This is a genomic window from Thomasclavelia ramosa DSM 1402 (assembly GCF_014131695.1).
GTDB classification, from domain to species: Bacteria; Bacillota_I; Bacilli_A; order Erysipelotrichales; family Coprobacillaceae; genus Thomasclavelia; species Thomasclavelia ramosa.
In genome coordinates, this window is record NZ_CP036346.1 from 2,658,764 (window position 1) to 2,683,980 (window position 25,217).

The 25,217-nt window shown below is 28.0% G+C and carries 26 protein-coding genes; 8 read left to right on the plus strand and 18 right to left on the minus strand.

All coding sequences use genetic code 11. The features are described 5' to 3' along the window. Positions 1-28 precede the first annotated feature (28 nt). A complete protein-coding gene (locus EYR00_RS12780; RefSeq protein WP_050754563.1) occupies positions 29-1,960 on the plus strand; it encodes a putative bifunctional diguanylate cyclase/phosphodiesterase in 1,932 nt (643 codons plus the stop codon). A gap of 64 nt (positions 1,961-2,024) precedes the next feature. Here EYR00_RS12780 and EYR00_RS12785 read toward each other — a convergent pair whose 3' ends face one another. The 14 genes from EYR00_RS12785 to EYR00_RS12845 all read right to left on the minus strand — a co-directional run bounded on the left by EYR00_RS12785 (position 2,025) and on the right by EYR00_RS12845 (position 15,973). Beyond that, the gene (locus EYR00_RS12785) at positions 2,025-3,971 is read right to left on the minus strand and encodes a BglG family transcription antiterminator (RefSeq protein ID WP_003537195.1); all 1,947 of its coding nucleotides are present in this window, start codon (positions 3,969-3,971) and stop codon (positions 2,025-2,027) included. An 11-nt stretch (positions 3,972-3,982) separates the two neighbouring features. Next, positions 3,983-5,422, minus strand: a complete 1,440-nt coding sequence (locus tag EYR00_RS12790; protein WP_003537193.1) for a glycoside hydrolase family 1 protein — start codon at positions 5,420-5,422, stop codon at positions 3,983-3,985. Positions 5,423-5,433: 11 nt separating this feature from the next. Further along, positions 5,434-6,360, minus strand: coding sequence for a class I mannose-6-phosphate isomerase (locus tag EYR00_RS12795; protein WP_003537191.1), 927 nt, complete (start codon positions 6,358-6,360; stop codon positions 5,434-5,436). A gap of 39 nt (positions 6,361-6,399) precedes the next feature. After that, the gene (locus tag EYR00_RS12800; RefSeq protein ID WP_003537190.1) at positions 6,400-6,849 is read right to left on the minus strand and encodes a zinc ribbon domain-containing protein; all 450 of its coding nucleotides are present in this window, start codon (positions 6,847-6,849) and stop codon (positions 6,400-6,402) included. Between the two features lie 11 nt (positions 6,850-6,860). Next, on the minus strand, positions 6,861-7,283 hold the full coding sequence (locus tag EYR00_RS12805) for a zinc ribbon domain-containing protein (protein ID WP_003537189.1): 423 nt from the start codon (positions 7,281-7,283) through the stop codon (positions 6,861-6,863). Positions 7,284-7,301: 18 nt separating this feature from the next. After that, positions 7,302-8,615, minus strand: coding sequence for a PTS sugar transporter subunit IIC (locus tag EYR00_RS12810; protein ID WP_003537188.1), 1,314 nt, complete (start codon positions 8,613-8,615; stop codon positions 7,302-7,304). Between the two features lie 750 nt (positions 8,616-9,365). Then, positions 9,366-9,962 (minus strand): hypothetical protein, encoded by a 597-nt coding sequence (locus EYR00_RS12815; RefSeq protein WP_003537187.1) that lies wholly within the window; start codon positions 9,960-9,962, stop codon positions 9,366-9,368. 1 nt (position 9,963) lies between these two features. After that, positions 9,964-10,260 (minus strand): transcriptional regulator, encoded by a 297-nt coding sequence (locus EYR00_RS12820; RefSeq protein WP_003537186.1) that lies wholly within the window; start codon positions 10,258-10,260, stop codon positions 9,964-9,966. Between the two features lie 828 nt (positions 10,261-11,088). Then, positions 11,089-11,829: a hypothetical protein gene (locus tag EYR00_RS12825; protein WP_003537183.1), complete on the minus strand. Its 741-nt coding sequence runs from the start codon at positions 11,827-11,829 to the stop codon at positions 11,089-11,091. Between the two features lie 74 nt (positions 11,830-11,903). Beyond that, on the minus strand, positions 11,904-12,332 hold the full coding sequence (locus EYR00_RS12830; protein ID WP_003537180.1) for a hypothetical protein: 429 nt from the start codon (positions 12,330-12,332) through the stop codon (positions 11,904-11,906). A gap of 217 nt (positions 12,333-12,549) precedes the next feature. Further along, on the minus strand, positions 12,550-13,077 hold the full coding sequence (locus tag EYR00_RS12835) for a putative immunity protein (protein ID WP_003537179.1): 528 nt from the start codon (positions 13,075-13,077) through the stop codon (positions 12,550-12,552). A 344-nt stretch (positions 13,078-13,421) separates the two neighbouring features. Beyond that, positions 13,422-13,748, minus strand: a complete 327-nt coding sequence (locus EYR00_RS15985; RefSeq protein ID WP_003537178.1) for a hypothetical protein — start codon at positions 13,746-13,748, stop codon at positions 13,422-13,424. Next, on the minus strand, positions 13,708-14,859 hold the full coding sequence (locus EYR00_RS12840) for an HNH endonuclease signature motif containing protein (protein ID WP_003537176.1): 1,152 nt from the start codon (positions 14,857-14,859) through the stop codon (positions 13,708-13,710). Before EYR00_RS12840 ends, EYR00_RS15985 begins: the two co-directional genes overlap by 41 nt. A 169-nt stretch (positions 14,860-15,028) precedes the next feature. Further along, positions 15,029-15,973: a PDDEXK nuclease domain-containing protein gene (locus EYR00_RS12845; protein ID WP_307726373.1), complete on the minus strand. Its 945-nt coding sequence runs from the start codon at positions 15,971-15,973 to the stop codon at positions 15,029-15,031. A 482-nt stretch (positions 15,974-16,455) separates the two neighbouring features. Here EYR00_RS12845 and EYR00_RS12850 point away from each other — a divergent pair, with 482 nt between their 5' ends. Together EYR00_RS12850 and EYR00_RS12855 are read left to right on the plus strand one after the other, a co-directional pair. Further along, positions 16,456-17,619, plus strand: coding sequence for an AIPR family protein (locus EYR00_RS12850; protein WP_008790958.1), 1,164 nt, complete (start codon positions 16,456-16,458; stop codon positions 17,617-17,619). An 11-nt stretch (positions 17,620-17,630) separates the two neighbouring features. Further along, entirely contained in the window at positions 17,631-17,846 is a 216-nt protein-coding gene (locus EYR00_RS12855) for a helix-turn-helix domain-containing protein (RefSeq protein WP_008790957.1), read from the plus strand. A gap of 505 nt (positions 17,847-18,351) precedes the next feature. Here EYR00_RS12855 and EYR00_RS12860 read toward each other — a convergent pair. Continuing rightward, positions 18,352-18,822 carry a helix-turn-helix domain-containing protein gene (locus tag EYR00_RS12860; RefSeq protein WP_003537168.1) on the minus strand — a complete coding sequence of 157 codons (471 nt, stop codon included), beginning with the start codon at positions 18,820-18,822 and terminating at the stop codon, positions 18,352-18,354. Positions 18,823-19,123: 301 nt separating this feature from the next. On the opposite strand from EYR00_RS12860, the gene EYR00_RS12865 reads away from it, so the two are divergent. The 5 genes from EYR00_RS12865 to EYR00_RS12885 all read left to right on the plus strand — a co-directional run bounded on the left by EYR00_RS12865 (position 19,124) and on the right by EYR00_RS12885 (position 23,091). Beyond that, a complete protein-coding gene (locus EYR00_RS12865; protein ID WP_003537166.1) occupies positions 19,124-19,360 on the plus strand; it encodes a hypothetical protein in 237 nt (78 codons plus the stop codon). Further along, on the plus strand, positions 19,357-20,289 hold the full coding sequence (locus tag EYR00_RS12870; protein ID WP_003537163.1) for an AAA family ATPase: 933 nt from the start codon (positions 19,357-19,359) through the stop codon (positions 20,287-20,289). The genes EYR00_RS12865 and EYR00_RS12870 overlap by 4 nt, the downstream gene beginning before the upstream one ends. A gap of 186 nt (positions 20,290-20,475) precedes the next feature. Continuing rightward, positions 20,476-21,666, plus strand: a complete 1,191-nt coding sequence (locus tag EYR00_RS12875; protein WP_003537161.1) for a plasmid recombination protein — start codon at positions 20,476-20,478, stop codon at positions 21,664-21,666. Continuing rightward, positions 21,647-21,889 carry a hypothetical protein gene (locus tag EYR00_RS12880; RefSeq protein WP_003537159.1) on the plus strand — a complete coding sequence of 81 codons (243 nt, stop codon included), beginning with the start codon at positions 21,647-21,649 and terminating at the stop codon, positions 21,887-21,889. Before EYR00_RS12875 ends, EYR00_RS12880 begins: the two co-directional genes overlap by 20 nt. 110 nt (positions 21,890-21,999) lie before the next feature. Then, positions 22,000-23,091, plus strand: a complete 1,092-nt coding sequence (locus EYR00_RS12885; RefSeq protein WP_003537157.1) for a tyrosine-type recombinase/integrase — start codon at positions 22,000-22,002, stop codon at positions 23,089-23,091. Positions 23,092-23,168: 77 nt separating this feature from the next. Here the strand turns inward: EYR00_RS12885 and EYR00_RS12890 are convergent, their stop codons facing one another. From EYR00_RS12890 to rplM, 3 genes are all read right to left on the minus strand, one after another. Further along, the gene (locus EYR00_RS12890) at positions 23,169-24,098 is read right to left on the minus strand and encodes an HNH endonuclease (protein WP_040434251.1); all 930 of its coding nucleotides are present in this window, start codon (positions 24,096-24,098) and stop codon (positions 23,169-23,171) included. A gap of 228 nt (positions 24,099-24,326) precedes the next feature. Then, positions 24,327-24,719, minus strand: a complete 393-nt coding sequence (gene rpsI, locus EYR00_RS12895) for a 30S ribosomal protein S9 (RefSeq protein WP_003537153.1) — start codon at positions 24,717-24,719, stop codon at positions 24,327-24,329. Positions 24,720-24,736: 17 nt separating this feature from the next. Further along, positions 24,737-25,174 carry a 50S ribosomal protein L13 gene (rplM, locus tag EYR00_RS12900; protein WP_003537152.1) on the minus strand — a complete coding sequence of 146 codons (438 nt, stop codon included), beginning with the start codon at positions 25,172-25,174 and terminating at the stop codon, positions 24,737-24,739. Positions 25,175-25,217: the final 43 nt, after the last annotated feature.

Below are 25,217 nucleotides of genomic sequence, written 5' to 3' on the forward strand. Positions count from 1 at the left end.
TCTATAAAGAATACATTATAGGAATGTGGTGAAAATATTGATTTGGGATATCACGGCAGAACTTGTTTCAGCAATAACATTATGCATTATTTTAGTCTATGCCCGTAAAGGAAATCTTCTACCAACCGTAAAAAATAAAGTTTTTCAGTATTGTTTATTCATTACTTTTCTTTCAGTCAGCTCTAATATTATTTCAACAACACTTTTACAAAATTATAAGCAAGTACCATTATTCTTTAATAGCTTTTTTCTACTAATTTACTATTTAAGCACACCGTTAATGGGCGCTATCTATTTCATCTATGCACTAGCTAATATTTATGATGAAAAAGAGGTCAAGAAATATGCTGCACTTTGCAGTTTACCATCAATATTATACGTTCTTTTAGTTTTTAGTAATTTCTATACGTCGTTGCTCTTTTCGTTTGATCAAGTATCCGGTTATCAACAAGGACCTTGGATATTTATTACATATTTAGTCTTTTATATTTATGTCTTTTTTTCATTGATTCTAGTAATTCATAAAAGGAAATCGCTCGAACGAAATGTAAGTTATATTTTAGGGGTATTCCCTTTTATTTCTGCCTTTGTAATCCTATTTCAATATATTCACCCTGAATATATTTTAACAGGTACCGCAGCCACTAGTGCTCTTTTAATTATTTATTTGTATTTACAAAACAAGCAAATGTTCACAGACACATTAACGAATTTGTTGAATCGTCAAGAATTCAACAAGATGATCGATATCTTAATCGATAATAACAAACCTTTTATTGCTGTAGTTATTTCTTTAAAAAATTTTAAGTTTATTAATGATAAATTCGGCCAAGAAATAGGTGATCAAATTCTTTTAGAAGTTTGTCATTATTTACGTTATTTATTGCCTAAGCAGGCAATGTATCGCTATGGCGGAGATGAGTTTGCATTAATTTTTTATAATAAAAAGAATGTAATAAATGCTCTAGAAAAGATTGAAACACGAATGAAAAATCCATGGCAGATTTCAAATATTGACTTTATCATTAGTTATGTAGCTGGAGGAATTGCTTATCCTAAAGTTGCTCATAGCAAAGAAGAAATTATTAACGGTCTAGAATATGCTGTTTCGTTAGGAAAAAAGGATAATGCTCATAATATTAATTTTTGTGTTACTGCAATGATCAAACAAATTAGACGAAAATATCAAATTCTTGACTTATTAAGAATTTGTTTAGAAAACAATAGTTTTGAAGTTTATTTTCAACCTATCTATGATCTCAAAACACATAGCTATTGCAAGGCAGAGGCATTACTCCGTTTACCGGACAATCCACTTGGGTTTATTTCTCCCGAGGAATTTATTCCAATCGCTGAAGAAAATGGGTTGATTGCTCCAATTACTTATCAGGTACTTGATAAAACTTGTCTTTTTATAAAAAAAGTGATTGCTGAAAAAAAGGATTTTACCGGTGTTTCTATTAATTTTTCAGTATTACAATTTATGCAAGATGATCTTGAAAATAAAGTTTTAAAAGTTATTGAAAAACATCAACTGCCTTATGAATTAATAAAAATTGAAATTACCGAAAGTATGCTGGTAACTAATTTTGATGCAATCACAAATTTTATGACAAATATGATTAATCGTGGAATCCAATTCTTACTAGATGATTTTGGTACTGGTTATTCTAATATCACCTATGTCCTTACTATCCCTTTTCAAGTCGTTAAAGTAGATAAAAGCCTAATCTGGCAAGCAATGAAAGATGAGAAAGCTGCAATTCTTATTAAAAAAATGATTGAAGCATTTAATCAAATTGGTTTACATATCTTAGCTGAAGGAATCGAGACGAAGGAGCAAATGGAATTTATGAAAAAATGCGGCTGTGATTTATTGCAAGGTTATTATTTTTCTCGACCAGTATCATTTGATGAAGCTTTAAATGTAATCAAAACAACTAAAATTACCGAAAAATAATAGACATGGTTGTCTATAATAATGACCCGATCTCATTCATTAAGTCCAACGAATGAGGAGCGGGTCACTTTTTCACACTTATATCCTTGATGCCTTTGATAAAGCAAACATAAGTGGGATTATTAATAAATTGATCAAACCCCTGCTCATTGTCACATAGATATCTTAGTGATTTCAATAATCCTTGGGTTCTAACATTTCCTTCAAAATCATCTTGTAAAGTCGAAAAAATGATTATTGATACTTTTTTCTTATTATAGATAATAGGGTTTTTTAGTACAAATACAATTAATAGATTTTTTAAATTTAATTTCATATGACTCGAAAAAATAAGACTATGGCTACATGAATCAATAATCTCTACTTGATCTTTGTCTAGTAAGTTTTTCTTAAATATATCAAATGAAATAGCGACTTCTTTTTTTAATACACTATAGAGATAATCGTAAATTCCATTGATATTATCAATATCAACACAATTAAAATAATATTTCTTATTAAATAAAAATTCACTCATTTCGATTTGTCTTGTCTCCATTACAAGATTTTTAAAGTATCTCATTGTATTGTTATCTAAAAACTCAGATATTAAAACAATTGGGATATTGATATCAATATCCATTGAAATTGTTGAAATGATATAATCATATTGATTTATGTCACACTCTAAAATATTACCTACATTACCAAATAGTTCAATATCAACATACGATCCTATATCAAACAATAACTGCCTATATAATAAATCTCTATTTTGATGATCTAGCGTACATACAAATAAAACTTTCTGTTTTTGGAGTTTTGTTAAACAAATGAACTTTTCGAACAAAATTGTAAAAGACGATATACTGCTCATCGAAACATGGTGGATTGTTTTTTGCTCTATTATATTCTTGAGACATAAAGCAAGTTGAAATGAATTGGAGTAATTCTTCTCAACTTTATTATAGTATGTATTACGCTGTTTTGTATTAAAACTACAATGAAACAATGTCTTATCTACCATAGTAAACAATTCTTCCTTTAAATCTTTCAAAAGCGGTTCTTTAAATATAATAAAAAACTCATTTTCAATTGCTTTTAATGATTCATTGACAATCGTTAAAGACATTTCTTTATTATAATAAAATGACCCTTTATCTTCTTTAGCAAACAATTCAATAGCAATTTGTTTAATCTCATCATAGGTAATCTGGCAATTTATAGTATCTTTAATTTTTAATGCAATCTCTTTTGCAACTTGCATTTCAATAGATAAGTTAAACTCTTCCGGAATATCAATTTCAGTTAATAAATGCTTAGATTTAGCTCTTGAAATCATTACCAATATGTAAACGAGGAAATCAATTAAAGATGTATCAGATAAAGAAACATTATATTTTTTTAACAATGATATAATCTTATAATCTAACATCTCTTTATTTTTATAAAGGCTCTTTAAAAAATCAAACATAATATATGAGTGCTTGTAATTAATGAAAATAATATCTGATAATATAATTCGTTTGTTTTCTTCACGTCCTTCTAAAATCAACCCTACATTTGCTTTAGAGTTTATTTTCAGTTCATGCTTCGCAAACCATTCTCTAAGATTAGACAGTTCCTTAGATAAAGTTGATCTTGATACAAAAATTTCTTCTGCAAGATCATCTATCTTAATTCCTGTGTCGCATTCAAGGAGTCGCTTTGCAACATAAAAAGTTCTATTTATATATAGATAGTAATCAAAATTATGGTTACGCTCATGGTTTTCAATCTTGTTAATAAGCTCTAGTGCCTCCAAATAATCTGTAAAATCTATACGATACCCTTTAGGGGTACGTGAAATCAATCGATATCCAAATTCATTTAATAATTCTTGCACATTAATAATTTCATCTCTAACTAATCTCCTACTTATTCCAATATGATTTGCGATTTCATAAGAGGTTGCATAATCATCTAAGAAAGATAAATATCTTATAATTTGAATACAGTAACTTTCTTGATTAAAAATTTGAGCTCTAACCATAATTAATCACCTCACCAATACTCTACATTATTTTCCAAATCATTACCATTGCTTGCAATACATTTTTTATACCAATAAAATGATTTCTTTGGATATCTCTTTAGGTCCTTTAAATCTTCAACATCCCTATTAATATAAATAAATCCATATCGCTTCAACATTTCTTTGTGGGCACTTAGAAAATCAATACTACTCCAAGCTAGATACCCAATAACATCTACACCATCATTTTCAATCGCAGTTTTCATAGCTTGAATATGTTCTTGATAATAATCTATACGATTATCATCATAAATTTTACCATTAATCATTTCCTCTTTGATACCTATTCCATTTTCAACAATAAAAATAGGTAGATGATAACGTTCGTGTAATTGAATTAATGACAATCTAAGAGCATCAGGATCAATTGTCCAATTCCATTCACTTGCGTTATATAATGGATTTTGTACAAATCCTTTCCCCCATAAAAGATTGTTTTCAAAATCTATTATTGATTCATTTTTAATAGTTCTATATGATGTAACCATCATTGAACGATAATAAGATATAGCTAAATATCCTAATTCTTTAGAAGCCTTAAGTACATCCTCTTGTTCTTCATTATTAAATTCACATTCAATATCTCTTTTTTCCATGAAAGAAACAAAATATTCCGGTAAGTATCCTGATGTCATAATATCAAAGGAAAGATAATTCATGAATTTATGCGAGAATTCACAAGCAATCATATCCCTTGAAGTAGTAGTTGCAGGTTGGAACAAACAATAATTAACCATTCCACCAACCATAGCATCAGGTATTTCTTTTTTTATTGCTAAAACTGCCCTTGCATGAGCAACTTGAATATTAATATATAGTTGAGAATAAAATTCTTCTTTACTCATATAATCAGGCTTATTAGTTCCAGCAACCAAATCACTTTGATATGGAGCAAGATTTGTTTCATTATAAGTAATCCAGTATTTAACTTTATCATTCATTCTTTTAGCAATACACCTTACATGTTCAACATAAAAGTCTATAACTTTTTTATTAAAAAAACCATTATATGCCCTCATCAGATGATCAGGCATATCAAAATGAACTAAGGAAACAACTGGTTCAATTCCCTTCGATAACATATAATCAATCATTTCTTCATAAAAGTCTAATCCCTTTTCATTAGCTTCATCGTCGCCATTAGGATGTATCCGTGACCAAATAATTGAGAAACGGTAAGCTTTAATGCCCATTTCGGCCATTAAATCAATATCCTCTTTAAAATGATGATAATGATCTGTTGCAACCTTAGTATCACTATATTGAGATTCAATCCCAGGTTCAGGTGTAACAACAAGTGTGTCATATACATTTAATCCCTTTCCATCTTCTAGGTAGCCACCTTCTGCTTGAACATTGCTTAACGCAGCTCCCCATAAAAAATCTTTTCTTAATTCTTTCTTTTTCATCGTCTTTCCTCTTATTTTGTGGTCATCATAATTATCATCTGACCATCAAATTCTACTTTATTATTTATAGGAATGATAAAATTATCTCCCATTTTTATTTCAACACCATCAGCCTTTCCACAACCTTTAACAACCGTTGCTAGTTGATAGTTATTATAAATATAGCTACTCAATCCATTTACTTCTAACTTTGTAACTGTAAATGAGTCATTGGATATATAGACAGTTTCCTTAATGTTGTCATATTTTTTTTCAATTGGTTGAACATTATTTTCCATTTTTGATTGATCATAATTTAGACATTCAATAGCTTTATCTAAATGTAATTCACGTTCATTACCTTGAGAATCTTTTCGATGATAGTCATAAAAACGATAAGTAATATCTGTTGCTTGTTGTATTTCATAAACTACACTCCCTTTTCTCAAGGCGTGTAACAATCCAGCCGGCAAATATACAAAATCATCAGATTTCACATCTAGATATCTTATTAGATCATCCCAGTGTTCGTTTCTTATATAATCCTTTAAATCTTCTGGACTTGAAGCATTATGACCATAAACAATATTGTAATTTGGCATTGCTTCAATAAAGTACCAAGCCTCATTTTTCCCGCTATTAAAACCTTCTTTTAAAGCATAAATATTATCGGGATGTACTTGAATACTTAAATCATCTTCAGGACCAACCAATGAAATAATAACTGGGAATGGTTCGTTTGGATGACCAAACAATTCTTGATGACCGTTCCATAATTCATGCAATGTCTTACCAACAAATGGTTCAGTAATACAAACTGTAGAAGCGTTTTCTTGCGCGCTAAAAGACCATGATTGCCCTATACCATCCGGGAAATCGCAATAGTCAAAATAATCTTTGACAAGTGTATGTCCCCATATTGCAGGACGAGGTATAGGCTTAAAAAATAATATACTCATTTATATTCTCCTTTGAAAAAAAGACAATTTAAATTGTCTTTAAATTCTTGACATGAATACAAAAAGATCCGCTAAAATTGTGACTGTTGACAATATTCTCGCTACCTTAACTGTTTTTTCTTTAATGGTATAACAGTATTTTTGTGCATAAAATCTATTAACTTGGGTTGCTTTTACACTATGATAAGCCCCCAATAATGCAAAGACTAGAATAACAACACTTAACCATAGACTTGTACCAACTTCCCATGCTGCTGGATAAGGAAAAACACCTAGTATAAACCCAATACACGAAACTGTAATTGCTGGGATAACATATGGATTCTTTAAATCACAATATTTGTCTTGCTTTTTCAAATCACTTTTTGCATTTTTTTCTAAATACTTTTCTTCATAACTTTTTTGTTCCAACTTGATAATCTTCTCGCCACATATTTTACAAAAAACTGTTTTGTTATCTATCGGATTCCCACATTTTCGACAATACATAGAATTCTCCTTTATTTTAAAATAACACCAAATATATTTACGAGTAAAAAATACGAACTTAAAGCCATAGTAGCTAACGCTAATCCTAAATTACCATTCTTTCTATATCCTTGTTTAACAGCATTGTAATCAACAAAAAGCGCAAACCCTTCAGTTGCTAAAGCTAGTATATAGAAAACACTGCTAATATAGAAAACAATACGAGAGTTTCCGACAGTATTATGAACTACAGTTGCCATAAAAAAATCTAAAATAACCATTGAAAATAGAAATAAGATAAGACCCAGTTGGCAGAAATAGTTTTTTTGTGGATTCTCTTTTAATTCAACAACTCTAGAAACATCTTCTTCTTTTTTTGTTAATTCCTTCCCACAATAATCACAATATATTGCATCATCGAGTATTTCGTTATGACAGCATGGACAAGTCTTCATCTTAATTTCTCCTTTTCATTAAACAGCTACTTCAGTAGCTTTCTGCTCTTCTAATTTTTTTATTTCGTTCTTTTCATATGCTTTCCAGAACGGATACATGATAACCATACCGATTGCAAAGTTAATAAATACTAATAATACTGCACCAATTGATCCGGCAGTTGCCAAATATGCTAAAATTGGCGAAGGTGTTGCCCACGGAATGCTTATAACAAATCTTCCTACGAAACCAATTGAGGTTAACAAATAACTTACTGCAGCAGTAATAGTATGAATTAACACAAATGGAATTGCTAAGAAAGGATTTAATACAATAGGTAACCCAAACATCAAAGGTTCCACAATACAGAAAATCATTGATGGTGTTGATAACACAGCTAGTGGTTTTAATTGTGGTAACTTTTTAGAACTCATATACATGTAGATTAAGATCGGCCAACAAGTAGATACATATTGGAATAATCTATTTAATTGATCAATCCATATATGAGGTGCTGCTAAACCAGCTGTATATGCTTCTGTATTTTCAATCATCCAAGTTTGTAACATTGGAGAGATAACTGTCCCCACAATATTATCACCATGAATACCACATACCCAACATAATGAGGCAAAGAAATATGCAAAACAGAAAACAAAGATGTTATCCGCACCGGAAAGAACTGGTAATAAAATATTTGTGATTACTGCAGGAATGTCGAATCCCATAATAGTACGAATTGACCAACAAATTAAAGCAACAAATAAATATGGCACAATAGATGAAAAACTATCTGAAATTGCCGGTGGTACACTACTTGGTAATTTGATCATAATGTTATATTTGTAACATAAATGAATAACATTTACAGATATCGCCATCGCAATAATAGCAGTAACAATCCCCGCACTACCCCAATATGTAATTTCTAATGCATTTACACCTTCAGAAGTTGCTGCGATACCGTTATAGTTTAATAAAATGAACGCAAATAACGCTCCTACAGCACCAGTAGTTTTATTAATATCCTTAATATCAGCATATTCAGCTCCCATTGCCACACACATATAAATTGCCATGATATTCATTGACAAACTATTAATTAATGACAATTGGTCAATATATGGTGTTAAAAACGGTAATAATGCTTTTTCTGTAATATTTCCATCAGCTCCAAATAAACAAATAACCAAAAAGATTGATCCAACCATTGTAACACCAATTGACGAAACCATTCCTCTTTGTAAACCTTGAATAAATGGAATTTGACCAAATTTGATTAACGGACTGGAAATTTTATCCATAGGTCCCATAATCTTATCTACAAAAGAATTTTTTTCCTTTTTAGACATGATACTCTCCTCCTCTTCAATCGAAAAATAAGCGCTTTCTTTTTTCTAAAATCATTATAGATTTTAATGTCTATTTTATCAATTTTTCTAAACGAGCTTATATGTGCCGTTTTATTACATGTCTATATTCACTCTTATTTATGAAAAAACTGTAACACACCAATTGCTCATCTTATTGGTAATATTACAGTTTTATAATCATTTATATTTTTTAATTTTGTAATAATCTTTTTATAACTTTTTTCTTTACCAAACAACGTACTAGTTTATAAAACAAACTCTTTGACACTTACCTTTGATAACATCGCAATTTCTCCGGGAAATAAGTACTGAGAAAAAATAGAAGATGCTCACAAAGGTATTTCTTGATCAACTTCTTTAAAACAGACTAAATGGTTTGCTGAAAGATACAAAAACGTAGATGATAGATGCAGTATATTAGTAAAAGCAAAGATCAATAAAAAATATATACTAGCATCTTTTGAGGACAAAGATGAAGTAGTAATTGACTACAAAAGATTTTTTGATTTAGAATTCTTAAAATAAACAGTATAAAAAATAATTGTTATAATATTTAGGAAAATAAGTATCCGTCCCAAAGTTCTCATTTCTCAATCATGTATAGAAGGACATGTAGATGAATAAAGAAATACGCGATGTTCTTTATTCATCTTACCAGAGAAGTTTATATACAAAAAGCCTGTTAACTGAAGTGAACTAAAAAACACTTTAGTTAACAGGTTTTTATTCTTATAAATTAAAGTTTACTGTAAAAGATTTGTTTGATACAACTCCTGAAGGAGTTATGACTCTTCCCTTTGCAATAATGCTATATGTTTTATTAGAATTCTTAAATGACCCAGTATGACTACTCATTTCAAAGAAGTTTTTAGTATTTACCTTAGTAACAGTTACCCCTGGTTTATAGCTTGTATCAAATTTACTACCACTATATTTATATTTTAATATCATTTTATTATTTCCGTTATAAAATGATAAAGTTCTACTTCCTGAAGTTGAACGAAAATATGTTTCGATATTTACATTAATAGTTTCACTATCAACTGTAATATTGACTATTAATTCATTTTCTAGTTCGTTTAAGTCATAATTTAATAAATGTTTAACATAATCATCATAAGACTTGAAAGTATCCGTAATTTCTGAGTTAATAAACTCTTCCTCAGATAAAATGTAATAATTGGAATTATAAATTTCATTAATATGGTCAATCCGTCTTATTAATAAGTCTAACTCAGTTTCATTATCAAAAGCTTTTGTCGGAACTATATTAATTAACATTATCATTGATAGTGTTAAAAGGAATGTAAACATTATTTTTCTCATTTTATTTCTCCGTTTCTTCAATAATTTTTTTTAAAAATTTAATGTACTCCTTAAATTCCTTTTGCCCATATTCTGTCAAATTGTAAGTTGTTTTTGGTTTATTGTTGACAAATTCTTTTTTTACATCTATAAAACCAGCAGAAACTAGTTTTTTAGTATGTGTTGCTATATTACCATCACTACAATTGCAAAGCTCTCGTAGCTGATTATAAGTCAAATTAGATTTTGATAATCCTGCAACCATTTTTAGCCTAATATTTGATTCAAAAATTTTAAAGGTTTCTCTTCCTTTTATCATCCGTATCCCTCTTTAGAAAAATAATAGTAAATAACATAATAATGGCTACAAGTCCATATGTATCAAAATCATAAAATATATTCATAAAAACACCAAAAGAATTAGAAATAGCTCTTGAACTATAAATGTAAGCCTTAAGAATAAAAGATACAACAATATAACATATAAACAATAAAGTTATAATCATTGTTCTCTTGTTTCTAAAGTAGGAATAAATATAAAATAATTCAATTAAAACTATAATATAGGACAAAGAAATAGTTTGATAAAAAGATATCATTGCATCAGTGTTTAGATAGTTTGTTAATATCGGGATAATTATTTCTATGGAAAACAAAATAGGGAAAATAATCCATAATTTCAAAAACCTACGCTCTTTTACCGATAGTTCTTTTAAACATATTGTTTTCCAAATATATAAATTTATGCATATATTAAATAATACTTTTCCCCCATTATACAAATTGTAGAAATATTTGTAGTTATAAAAACCAAATTTAAAGTTTAAGATATCGATTACATATATAAGTAACATCATTGAAGAATAACATATAAGCCATTTACAAAACACACTAATTATTCCACGATATGGTGAATACTCCGTTGTAATATACTCTGTATCTTTAATAGCCTGATTTATTATTTTTAATTTATTAATATCGTTATTTTTGCTCATTAGTATAACCTCGATTATATATAAGGATATTATAACTTATTTTATATAAATCTACAATTTAAAGCTAAACTGCCCCCATATAACAGTTTAGCTCTTTATTTTGTATCATATCTATTTACTATTTAGATAGTTATATAGTAGATGATTTAAAATTATAGTCTTTGGGAAATTAATACATTATAAGGAACGATGGCTCCCGACTGTTGTGCTAGATACATCGCATTTACTGCAATACCTTCCATTCCATTATAATCACCACTTGCATAATCATAATAATCTGAGATATTAACTAATTTACTACTAGAAGTCGGTTTGCTATAGTTAAAACTATGAAGTGCATAATAACAATCCTTTGATGCAGTTCCTCCAGTATTTGTGAAAATGTCACTTCCATTTGTCTTAGAACCATTTGCTATTTTAACAAATACACTGTGAGACTTAACTCTACTGCCGTTAGTTGGACTATATGTGGAGTTTTTGTTTGTATTTACAGTAGCATGTATTAGTAATTCAGAGGCTAATTTATAATTTTTATTGCTAAAATAACCAATTACTGCAGCAACAGCGGTATTAGGCTGATTTGCTCTAGTTGTATTTTGAATAAAAGCCATGTACTCTTTTTTTATTTTCTCTAAACCGCTTATTAAATCTTTAATCTTATTAATTTCGGTCAGATTTTTATTTTGTGTCTCAATTACAAGTATTTCTTGATACTCATTAGTCAATTTGTCTAACTCTGCAATAATATCTATATGTTCTGATTCTATTTGTTGCTCTAATAATTCATAAGTTTTTTCTTCTTGATTAATTGATTGTGCATAAACATTAGTTTGCAGCAGGCACATACAAGTAACAACACTAATACATCGGATGAGCTTAATTTTATTTTTCATATTCTTCCTTCTTTCTATAAATATTACCTAAAAATATATAGATTTTGAATATTCTTTCTTATAAATTATAATGGTTATGATAAAGATTGAATAATGTATAGCCTTGTCTTATTTTTGTTAATAATTACTAACAATTTATCGGAATTATTTTTTTCAATGTATTTCCAATAATAATCATTTTTGAAATCTGGATATTGATTTGTATTAATTTTCAAGTTAACTAAGTATTCCTTAAATAATGCTTCAAAATCAGTATTTTTGTTAGAAGACAAATTGTTTGGAAGTTTACTTGTTTTTTCTAACTCAAAAATTTCATAAATAGTTCCGTCTCCCTGAAATCCGATTTCTGTTTTTTTCTCATATAGTGATTTCAAGTTAGAAGATAGTTCAATGTTCCAATTATTAATGTATTTTCTCGCATTTGAATTATGGACATAATAAAAATATGAGATTCCCAGAAATAGAAATAAAATAATAAATATAGATATGATAACCTTTTTCATTTCTTCTCTCCCCTTTCTAATTTAAGTATATCAAAAGTACTTTTTATTAACAAGTACTTTGTAATATTGAGAATTATAAAGGCAAATAATTTTTATGAAAAAGTAATGATAAAAAATTTTTTATTGACGATTTAACATTAATATTGATGAAAACAATTTAACACAAAAATAGACCTATATATTAAATAAAAATTTCTCATTTATACCTCTTTTTTAATTAACAATACCATTTAACTTTAACTGGATTATTTTCATTATCTATTGCTATCAGTTGCAGTGATTTTAATACTTTTTTAAACTCTTCTTTAGCAAGCTGATCATATATTTCTTTATTTTCACATAAGCCAGCTTGATGATACACTATTGCTGCCACAGCATAAAAAGTATAACCTAGAGCATTTGTTGGTGAATCTTTTGTTGCACATGCAATTAAAATTGCTCGCACAATTGCCAAAGGTACAATTGTCTCCTCAACATCTTTGATAAGCTCCTTAGCTTCTTTTAAAAGCATTCTTTGTTCTTTTTTTGTTTTAGTACCAGCTAAATATTTTCTAGTTTCACAAATAATATGTTTTAACCTTGCATCATCAGGATATTTATCTTGATAAATACTTAATAAATTTTGTTCCACGTAATTCAAACTCCAATTTGCTAATGTTTCAGCACTTTGACTCTCAATTAAAGCCATTAATACAACCACCGTAGGATCATCTATATCGCCTAACATTCTTTTTAATTTTACCATAAAATTATCTCCTTCTTAAATCTATTGCTTCGATAACAATATTATACCCATATCAACTTCTCCAAGCGATTAAATTGTTATTAATCCTACTTCTGTTTAGTTACTTATAAAAAGAAAAAATCCTTGAATAATCAAGGATTTTATAAACAACACATTTGATAAAATTAACGTTTTGAGAACTCCGAAACTTTATAAAATAAGTGTTTTAAAGTCTTTTTGTCGCTTACTTGTTGCATTGCTAAAACAAGTGAACACTATCTATTAAAACAGATTTTTATAATCACAAATTTTTATTGTTGTTCATAAGTGATTTATTATTTAATATTATTAATTACTTCAATTATTTATTTCAACTTTAGATATGACGAACTAATTCTTGTTAAAAAATTAGTTTCTCTTTCCTCCTCAATACTTAACACTGTAAAATCAACTGGTAATCCACATTCCTTTTCTAAAATGGAACAAATAAAATTTAAATCGTGTATTATATTATCCGATCTCTCTGAATAAATAAGTAATATATCAATATCATTTGGAACTTTATTAACGTCTAATAATGACCCAAACAAATAAACATAATTGAAATTTTCAAACAATGTAATATGTTGTTTAATTAATCTACTTATCTCTTTATTGCTTTTTAATCTCATATATGTATTTATAAAAATCATTCATAGTTAACAATGTTACTTTCATTTTTTCGGCAAGTTCATATGCTTGTTTGGAAATACAAGATTCCCCGTTCCAATTATGTAAATTAACAATAACATCATTTTCTTCTGGCATTAGATTTAATAGTTCAACCTCACTCAAACAATATTCATATACAAAAACTAATTTGACACCATTCACATCAACTTCTCTTAAATTGTTGTACGTAAAAAATCTATAAAATACGTCTCTGGATTTCATATATTTTAATGCAAAGTTTAAACTTTCTAATCTAACCTTAGCATATTTACAACAATCATAGTCAAAATATAATTGCCTCAATCTGGGGGTATCAAATAAATACAATTTACTTGATTCATCGTTCTCAATTAATTGAATATATGGATTATCTATTCCCAAAACTATAGTTTCAAATTTACCATCAGCTGTTAATTTTGTTATTAAATCTTCTAAGGTTTCTGTAGATGGTAAAAGAAACTCTTCAATTGGCTTTATTCCAAACATAGAGTTAATTATTTTAGGAAAAAGAACCTGTCTATTCTTTTCATCTTCACCACGAGTGGTTTCAAATTCATCTATATGTAACATAAATCTATGTATATATGCTAAATTTGAATATTCTTTTTTTGGATGACGTTGAATCAAGTCAAAATTTTTCTCAAACAGTTTTTTTATTTTTCTATTATTTACTAATATTTTAAGTTCAAATTTATCCCATAATTTCTTATTATGACCTAAATAATAATTTTCATAAATTGTTTTATTTTCTAAAAGAAGTGGTGCTACTTCTTTCTTTAATTCATCAAAAGTTTCAAATTTTCTTTGAAAAAATCTATTAACCTCATTTTCTCTAATTTTCTTCCATTCTTTAACTTCATCAGCTGTAAACAAAGAATTTTTATCGAAATCCTTATGACAATTAGGACACAAGATTATTAGATTTTCAAATGAATTATCAGCAGTTTCACAATAAGGAAGAATATGTGCCTTTTCAATTATATCTCCATCTTTTCTAAACAATTCTCTTTGACAGCTAGGATTCATGCATCTTCCTATTGATTCTGCATATAATTTTCTTTTAACATCTTCTGATATACTTTCTCTACTCATCGTATAATTGCTCCTTTCCATAGTTCATCTTAAATGAGAGAGATTATACTCCTATTCATAAAAAGAAGTATCTAATCTTCTCATGACAACATTTACGTTTTGACAACTGTAAAATACGATAAAACAAGATTTTTAAAGTGGTTTTGTTACATTATCAAAACAAAATAATTTAAGTCAATTCGTTTTTATTATCATTAGATGATAATACAGCTTCAACCTGAGCAATTAATTGTTCCTTATCAGGCATATATGTTACATATTTTGAAGCAAAAATATTATTACTCAATCCTCCTAATGCATACTGCATATCAACATTGCCTTTATCAGTGCATAAAATCAATCCAATTGGTGGATTATCATTTTCATCATTAATTTCTGCTGTATAATAATTCAAGTACATATTAAGTTGCCCAACTGCTTCAGGCATTAATTTGATAGTTTTTAATTCTATCAATACATAAGATTTTAAAATTTTGTTATAGAAAACCATATCCACATAATAATGCGTATTTCCGAATGTTATCCTTTGCTGAGTTCCTACAAACATAAATCCTTTTCCAAGTTTCAAAAGAAACTTTTCAATTTGTCTAACAAGAGCTTCTTCCAAATCAGATTCCATCATTGGTTTATTTTCTGGCAGACAAAGAAATTCAAAAACATAAGGATCTTTTACTATATCCTCTGGTTTAGCAATTTCATTTCCTTTTAACGCTAATTCAAGAACCTTCTTTTTATTAGTCTCCCCATTTGATAATAACAATCTTTCAAATAATGAAGTGCTAATTTGTCTTTTTAACTCTCTTACTGACCAATTTGCATTAATTGCTTCTTTTTCATAGAAACTACGTTTGTCATCATCAGATATATATAATAATTCGCAATAATGTGACCAACTTAATTTGCTAGACAGTGTCTGGCAATTTGGATATTTTAAATAAAGCAATCTCATATTTTGAAGATTTGCTCGAGAAAATCCTTTTCCAAATTTATTTGTAAGAGTTTTCGATAGTGTAAGTAATTGTTTTTTTCCATATTCGCCACGCTGAGATTTTAACTCATCCTCAACTATAATACGTCCTATATTCCAATATGCATTAATTAACTCAGTATTAATATTTTAATGACATTAGTTCTAGCATTTGTAATAATACTAGCGATTTCATTTACTAATGCTTCATTGTTTAACAAATTATTTCCCACAATCAACTACTACTTTCAATATTAATTATTCTTATTATACCCTTATTTTAAAAAGAAAAAAAGAAGTATCTAAACTTCTCACAAAGTCCAAATACTTCTCTAAACATCTCATTACTGTTATTACTAACGTTTTGTTAATTCCTAGATATGATAAAATCAGCACTTTTTATTGATTTTGCATCTTACCTGCTTATTTGCCAAACCACTTCAAACCAATTTATTACTATGATTTTTTAATATTTTAGTTTTATTAAAATTATTATTAGTATTTTAAAAAAATCTCATTTGATGTTGACGTTATAACGATATTTCGCTATAATGTAATTATAAAAGCTAACTTTATAAAATATTAATTCTGTTAACACTATGGTGTTAAGTAGAGAAAAGGAGACAAATATGATTACAAAAACATTTAAAGTTAAAGCAAATACATTTAGAAAATTAGATGATCCATTTGAAAATGGAAAATCAAAAAAATATGTATTTTATGTAAAAACATCGGATATCCCTGAGGGAATTCCTATGGCAACCAATCCACGTGAACAAAAATTATCTTCATCTGTTGCTAAAGCCATTGAGGAATCATTATGTAGCAATGATGGGTACTTTCATTTAAAAAATCGTGGTATTGTAATATCAGCAGGAAAAGTCATTTTTAATAACAAGAAAGAGGAAGTAACGATTGAATTTGATGATAACGCCCTCCATGGAAATATTGATGGTGGTCATACATATAAAATTATTTGCGAACACAAAGATGATTCAAAAATTGATCAATATGTACAATTTGAGATTATGACAGGTGTAGAAGATATTATAGAAGATTTGGCTAGGGCACGTAATACATCTGTACAAGTCGATGAAAAATCCATGGCTGAATTAGCTAATAAATTTGATCCAATTAAAGAAGGACTTGAAGGAATGCCATTCTATAATAGAATTGCTTTCAAACAAAATCAAATAGAAATTGATAACACAAATGGAAAAAATTTAAAAATGATTGATGCTAGAGAAATTGTTGCTATTATAAATATGTTTAATATCGATCGTTTTGATTTCAAAACACACCCAACTCAAGCATATTCTTCTAAAGCAAAAATGTTATCCATATATCTTGAAAATCCTGAGCACTATAGAAAATTCGTTAATATTGCACCAGATATTTTTGATCTTTATGATGCAATAGAAACTGAGTTTGCAGATGCTTATAACGAAGCAGGAGGACGATATGGTAGAAAAAAATATTCTGGTTATAAAGATGGACGCATTGTTGGAAAAAGTAAATTTGAGCAAAATGAACTTACATACAAAATACCAGATGGTCTTCTATATCCAGTAGTGGCTGCTTTTAGAACTTTAGTTGTTGATAACAATGTAACAGGAAAATATGAGTGGTATAATGGAGTGGATCCAATTAAAATTTGGAAAAAATGCAAAGTAGAATTAGTAAATAAAATAATGAGTTTTGCTAATTCAATTGGTGATAATCCAAATGCAGTTGGTAAGGATCAAAATATTTGGGATTTAGCATATATGACTGTATTATTTCAAAAAGAGTAAAAGGAGAGTTTATGAGCTATTCTATACACATTCGATTAAAAGAAATTTTAGATAGTAGAAACATCACACAAAAAGAGCTTGCCAAAATGGCTAATATTAGAGAATCAACAATAAGCGATATTTGTCGTGGAACTCGAACAGTAATGAATTTTGAACATATTGCCAAAATTGCAGAAGTTCTAAAAATAACAGATATTAGCGATTTAATTGAACTCACTAAAAAATAACAGAGATAAAATTTTTGTTTTTCAATAAAAAGATTAATACCCATTTGTTTTAATGGGTCTCTAAATTTTGACGGGGTTTGTCACTCGTAAAAATTTAAATATCTGTTTTAAGCACATTTTAATGTGCTTTTTTATTATAAAATTTAGTTAACTATCTGATATATGTAATTATTAAATATTCTAATCTTTAAATTAAAATCAAAACCATTCAACAATATAAATTTTCTGTATTAATTTAAAACAACTAAACGTTGTTCCCTTTAAAAAATCATAATAAATAACATATTAATGTAAAACATATGTGAAATACCTTTATATTATTTACATCATCAAAACCATAATATTCTGTAAAATTTCCATATCTATATAGTTAGCTTTCAATATATTCTTTTAGTTAATAAACAAATATATTGCTATAAAAAATTTTATCATTAAATTTTTTTAAATAATATTTTTCTAATTTTATTAAATCACACCATCTTTTTATTATTTTAAAATATTTAAATTAATCTCTATTAGAAATGTTTTCATTTCTTGTATCTTCCACATCAATATACGTCTTTTCATTAAATGGGCATAATAATTTCCATAATTCATAATTTTGATGCGTTTCAAATCCTTCAGTTAACATTTCTTTTAAACTCATCCAATTATGTAAAAAACGATTAAGATCATCATCATCAAACTCTAAAGTGTATTTAGTTCCTTTTCTTTGTATTTTCAAAGGAAACTTCTCATCTATTGCAAATAATAAAGGTAATATATCAGGTTTTTCATCAATATGATATTCATAAAAAGTATTTAATGGTACATTTAATGCATTTGCAATTTTTAATAACTGTTCTTGCTTTGGCATAACCTTGTTCAACTCATACTTTCGAATAGCAACCTCATGAATACCCGAAAGCTCTCCTAATTGCTTTTGTGTTAATCCTCTATAATTTCTGATTTTTTTTATTTTATCACCTGTTGTCATTATAACGTCTCCTTTATATCTTATAATTATATCATACTATTTTAGTTTTACAATAAAACTTTATAATATCGTTGACAGAGTATATAATGCTCTGTATAATATTTTTATAGAGCAATAATTGCTCTGAAATATAATTGGAGGTGATAAATTGTTAAAATAAAAAAATTCATTAGACTCCGCGACCAAACTTTGTCTAATGAACTATGTATCGAAAGAACAGTTTTTATAATGTCCTTTCTTTGAACATTATATCAAAACATTCTTTCGTATTCAAATACTCTTACAAAGGAGGTATAAGTTTATGGAAGAAAAAAGAGTATATATTGAATTACCAGCCTTTACTGGTAGAAATGTACCGATTAGTGAATTAGCAAAAGCTATAGGTAAAGATGCTCAATACATTCGTATCGGATTACAAATGGGTATCTTAAAATTTGGATATGCATTGAAAAGAGAAAATTCTTCAGAATTTAATTATTATTGTCCTGATAAAAAAGTATGGGAAGAAACAGGATATTTTAAAGAGGTTCGTGTATGAGTAAACCAAAATTAGAATTGATTTCATTAGAGGAAGTTAATGCTAAAAGCGTAGATTGGTTATGGTATCCGTATATTCCATTAGGAAAGGTAACAATTATTCAAGGTGATCCTGGCGGAGGAAAGACAACATTAATTCTCCGTCTTTCTTCCCTCCTATCTAGAGGTAAACCTCTTCCTTTTGAAAATCAAGATATAAACAAAGAACCTATTAAAATCATTTATCAAACTGCTGAAGATGGTTATGATGATACCATTAAACCTAGATTACTTGATGCTAATGCTGATTGTTCTCAAATTCAATTTATTAATGAAGCGGATATACCTTTAACTATGTTAGATGAAAGAATTGAAGAAGCAATAATTAGACTTCAAGCAAAATTATTTATTCTTGATCCAATTCAAGCCTATCTAGGTTCAAATGTTGATATGAATAGAGCCAATGAAATTCGACCACTTATGAAAAATCTAGCAAATATTGCAAGTAGACAAAATTGTGCAATCGTTTTAGTTGGTCATATGAATAAAACAAGAGGTAATAAATCAATATATCGAGGTATAGGTACCATTGATATTCCTGCTGCAGCTAGAAGTGTGTTAATAGTTGGTGAATTAAAAAGCAACCTAGATATTAGAGCAGTTATTCATGATAAAAGTAGTCTTGCTCCAAAAGGTGATGCATTTGCATTCAAATTAAGCAAAGAAAAAGGATTTCAATGGATTGGCAAATATGATATTAATTCCGATGAATTATTAGCCGGATACCATAAAGAATCTGAAAAATCAAGAGCCACCCAATTTATCTTAGAACAACTTCCATCTGGTCCAGTTGCCTCTGTAGAAATATTTAAGCAAGCAAAAATAAATAATATATGTGAAAGAACTCTCAATCAAGCTAAGGCAGAATTAAATGTCCGCTCAAAAAAATAGGTACTTCATGGTGTTGGATATTAAACGATTAAGATTGCATGAATGCAAAACCTTTAAATACTGCAATATTACAATCTTCCTTTCTGTCAGGTACCTTTGTTACTTTGTCGAAAGTAACGCAAATGCACTTTTGACAATATCAAAAGATGCTTGCGCTCTGCGAGGCATTTTAAGGAGTAAAACCAAATGGAACGTACAATAAGTGTAATGATTGGTAGAGGAAACGTTAATCATAATAGACGTCATTTTATCACTAAAAATGTAGATGCATCCCGTACAATATACAATCATGAATATGTTTATATAGACATTCGAGATGCATATCATTTTCTCTTCGATGAAGCATTGCAAAGATATAATAGTAAGCAATATAGAAAAGACCGTGTAATTGATGATTATTATGAAAAAATAAGATTAAGCAAACAAGAAAAGAGTTTTCATGAAATCATTATTCAAATAGGAAATAAAGATGATATGAATGTCAAATCAGAAAATGGAGAGTTAGCAAAAAATATTCTTGATGAATATATGAAAAGTTTTCAGGAAAGAAATCCAAATCTATATGTATATTCTGCTCATCTTCATATGGATGAAGAAACACCTCATTTGCATATTGATTTTATTCCATTCATTACTAACAGTAAAAGAGGACTAGATACACGAGTATCATTGAAACAAGCACTTAATAATCAAGGATTTAAGGGTGGTACAAGAACAAATACAGAGTGGAATCAATGGATTTTATCAGAAAAACAATATCTTGCTAAAATAATGAAAAAATATCAGATCAAGTGGAAACAACTCGGTACACATGAACAACATCTAGATATATTAGATTTTAAAAAAATGAAAAGAAATGAAGAAATTATATCTCTTAAAAATGAAATAAATGATTTAACAAATCAAAAACAACATTTAAACCATATAATTTCATCTACAAAAGAAGAAATCAATGAGATTGAGAACAGACTCACAATTATTAAAGAGGATGAAAAATTATTTAACAAATTAAGTAGTGAAGTTAAAAATGATAAAATTTGGAATATACCTAAACCGTCCCATATGATAAGTTCAAAAACTTATCACAAAAATACAGTGATTCCATTTATTCAAAATATCAAATCATATGTTAATAAAATTATCAAAAAGTGTATTGATTTAACTAAACAAGTAAAATATCTTAATCAATCAACATTTAAATTAAAAATTCAAGTCAATGAACTTAATGAAACAATTGATAAACTCATTAAGGAAAATAGAGAAATAAAAAATGATTTATCTGCAATTCGAAAAGCTCTAGGTCATAGACAATTTCAAGAAATCTTAAATCAAAAAAAGGAAAGAGAGGTTAATCAAAATGAAAAAAATAATCGTTGATGAAAAGAATCATATAGCATATCAATTAATAGGAGATATTTATTATCCTATTTTATGTAACTATCAATTACCATTAGGTAATTACGCAAAAGAAAAGATACAATATTTGAAAAGTTATTATCCTAAAGAATATGTACAGTTATTAAAAGACAAAGATTTTCATAATCAACTATTTATCTTAAACTGCTATTGTGAACAATATTATCAAAAGAGACTTATATAATGGTTCAATTCCCATCCTCATGCCAAGCCAATAGAAATTAAAGATTTTCAGACAAAATTAAAAAAACAAATTATAGAACAATATATTAATACAAAGTAGGAGGATTTCACATGAAAAATATTAAACTACCAAATAGTTATGGAGGCGTTATAAAAATGGGTAATGCCTCCCGTAGAAGAAGACCATATATGGTAAGAATTACCACAGGCTATGAAATAAATGAAAAAACAGGAAAATCAAAACAAAAGTATGGAATCATTGGATATGCAAAAACAAGGACAGAAAGATTACAAATGCTTGCCGACTACCATAATGCACCTTTTGATTTAAATAATAGTTCTACTACATTTAGAGAAGTTTATGAGCAATGGTCTAAAGAAAAGTTTGAAAATGCTTCTAAATCTACAATCAATGGTTATCGTGCTTCATATAATACATGTACATTATTATTTGAAAGAACATTTAGAGAATTAAAAACTTCAGATTTACAAAAAGTTATTGATACTTGTGAAAAAAACTATCCAACATTAAAGAATATTAAAATATTATTTAATCAACTTTATAAATATGCTATGAAAAATGATATTTGCAATAAAGATTATTCAAAGTATGTAGACATTGCTAAATACAGTAATAAAAATCCTAATTCAGTTGAAAGAAAACCTTTCACTAAAGAACAAATTGATATATTTTGGGATTTATCAGATGATATATACTATCAAATTATCCTTATGTTGATTTATACAGGTGTGAGAATAAGTGAGATGTTAGATTTAAAAAAAGAAAACATTTATTTAGATGAACAATATTTTGAAATTATTGACTCGAAAACAGAAAATGGCATACGTAAAGTTCCTATTTCAGACTATATACTACCATTCTTTAAAAATTGGTATCAATCATCAAAAATAGAATACTTACTTCATACTCCAGATCAAAAACACTTTAAATATAGAAACTATTATGATAGTTACTTTAGACCATTATTAGACAGATTCAATTTAGATCATACACCTCATTGTTGTAGACATACTCTTGTATCACTAATGGCAGAAGCTAATATATCATCAACATTTAATAAAATGATTATTGGTCATGCTGGAGCAATGTCATTAAATGAAAAAGTATATACACATATAGATATAAAAGAATTAGTAAAAACTGTTAATAGTGTTTATTATCCATCTTTTATAAAAAAATAACACGAGTATAATCTAAAAATACATTTAAATCATTTTGCATAAAAAGAACTCTATTATAAATCAAATAGAGTTCTTGTTTATAAATCATAATAAGACAGTAATTTTATTAAAGAAATATAAATATTCTTTTTTTCTAACAGACTCTTTCTTTCATAATATAACTTTGTTATTAATTCTCTTGCATTCTCCCCATAATGAATTTCATTATGACAATTACTACACAATGATACTATATTCTCTTCTATATCAATAGAAAAATCAAATTCATCTTGAAAAGCCATTGGTATCAAATGATGGGGTTCAGTATAAGGAACACCATCTTTTTTCCGCTTAAAAGTTTTATGTTTTTTATCAATTTCACAAGAAAAATTAGCTATCCCTAATGCATTAATAGCTACTGCTTTATTTCTTTTATATACTTTATTAAATTTATTTTCTACTAATTTTGGTTTAGGTTTTAAAACATCTGAATATGAATATATTTTTGATGGATTAATGATTATGTCAGTTATAACTGTTTTCAACATATCATCTAATTGATCATTCTGCTTCATTATTTTAGCACGTGTTTTATCTTTTTTGAATATACTAAGTGAATTATGAATATATTGACCAAATTCTAAAAGATTTCCCATTTCATCATATAATTTTCTAGGTCCTTGTATATTTCCTATAAGCCCATTTTTATGTAACTCATCAATCGTTATTTGACTTGTGTCAAAATGTTCAACAAGTTTAAAACGTGTATATTTTGAGTATTTTCTTCCCTTTTCATATTCCCCCATATCAACCCAATAATTCTTATCATCTATAACATTATCACTGGTAATATCAGTTTCAATAACATCAACTAAAAACTCAATAGCACTTACTGGTTTAGTAGAATAAATAAAAACTTTATCTCCTACAGAATAATTAGCATTTTGTTTCCAATCAATATATGGTAATTCTTTAAATGCTCTTACATGATCATATTTATTATGATTAGCTGAAATAATCCATTCCAAAAAAATCCACTCCCATCTATATATAACTTTTATTATAATTAATTTTGATACTTTGTGCATCTTAAATGACAATTGTGCTAGTTAATTTTGCATATTACTTGCTTCTTACGTGCTACTTATCTTTAAAAATCCAAAAAATTTTAAAACATCCATATACAACAAAAGCCCCATAAAAAGGGGCTTTGTGTAGTTTTGAATTGTTCAAAACTGTGAAATAATTTGTGTAAATTAACGTTTTGAGAATTGTGGAGCACGACGAGCTTTTTTAAGACCATATTTTTTACGTTCTTTAACGCGTGCATCACGAGTAAGGAATCCAGCTGCTTTTAAAGTTGGTCTATAATCAGTACCAGCTTGTAATAATGCTCTTGAGATACCATGACGGATAGCTCCAGCTTGTCCAGAGTATCCACCACCATATACGTTTACACTAACATCAAATTGAGAAGTTGTGTTAGTCAATTCTAATGGTTGATTAACAATCATTAATAAAACGTCTGATGGTAAGTATTCTTTAGCTGGTTTATCGTTAATTACGATATTTCCTGTACCTGGTGTTAGGATAACACGAGCTACAGAAGATTTTCTACGTCCAGTTCCTCTATATTGTACATTTGCCATTGTTCTGTATTTCCCCCTTACCCTTTAATCTTCAATTCTTCTGGTTTTTGTGCTGCATGTGGATGTTCACTACCTGCATATACAAATAATTTCATCCCTTGTTTTCTACCTAATGTGTTATGTGGTAACATACCTTTTACCGCTGCTTCAACCCAACCAGTTGGATTTTGTTCTTTGAATTGGCGAGCAGTTTTAACTTTTAAACCACCTAACCATCCAGAGTGACGATAGTAATTTACTGTATCTAATTTCTTTCCAGTCATTACTACTTTATCAGCGTTTACGATGATTACATAATCACCAGTATCCACATGTGGTGTGTAAGTAGGTTTATTTTTACCTCTTAACACTGTTGCTACTTCTGATGCCAAACGACCTAAAGTTAAGTCAGTTGCATCAACTACGTACCATTTTCTTTCGATTGTGGCTGCATTAGCCATAGTTGTTTGTCTCATTTTACTTTCTCCTATATCCTTACCGGGGACTTAGAGTTCATAA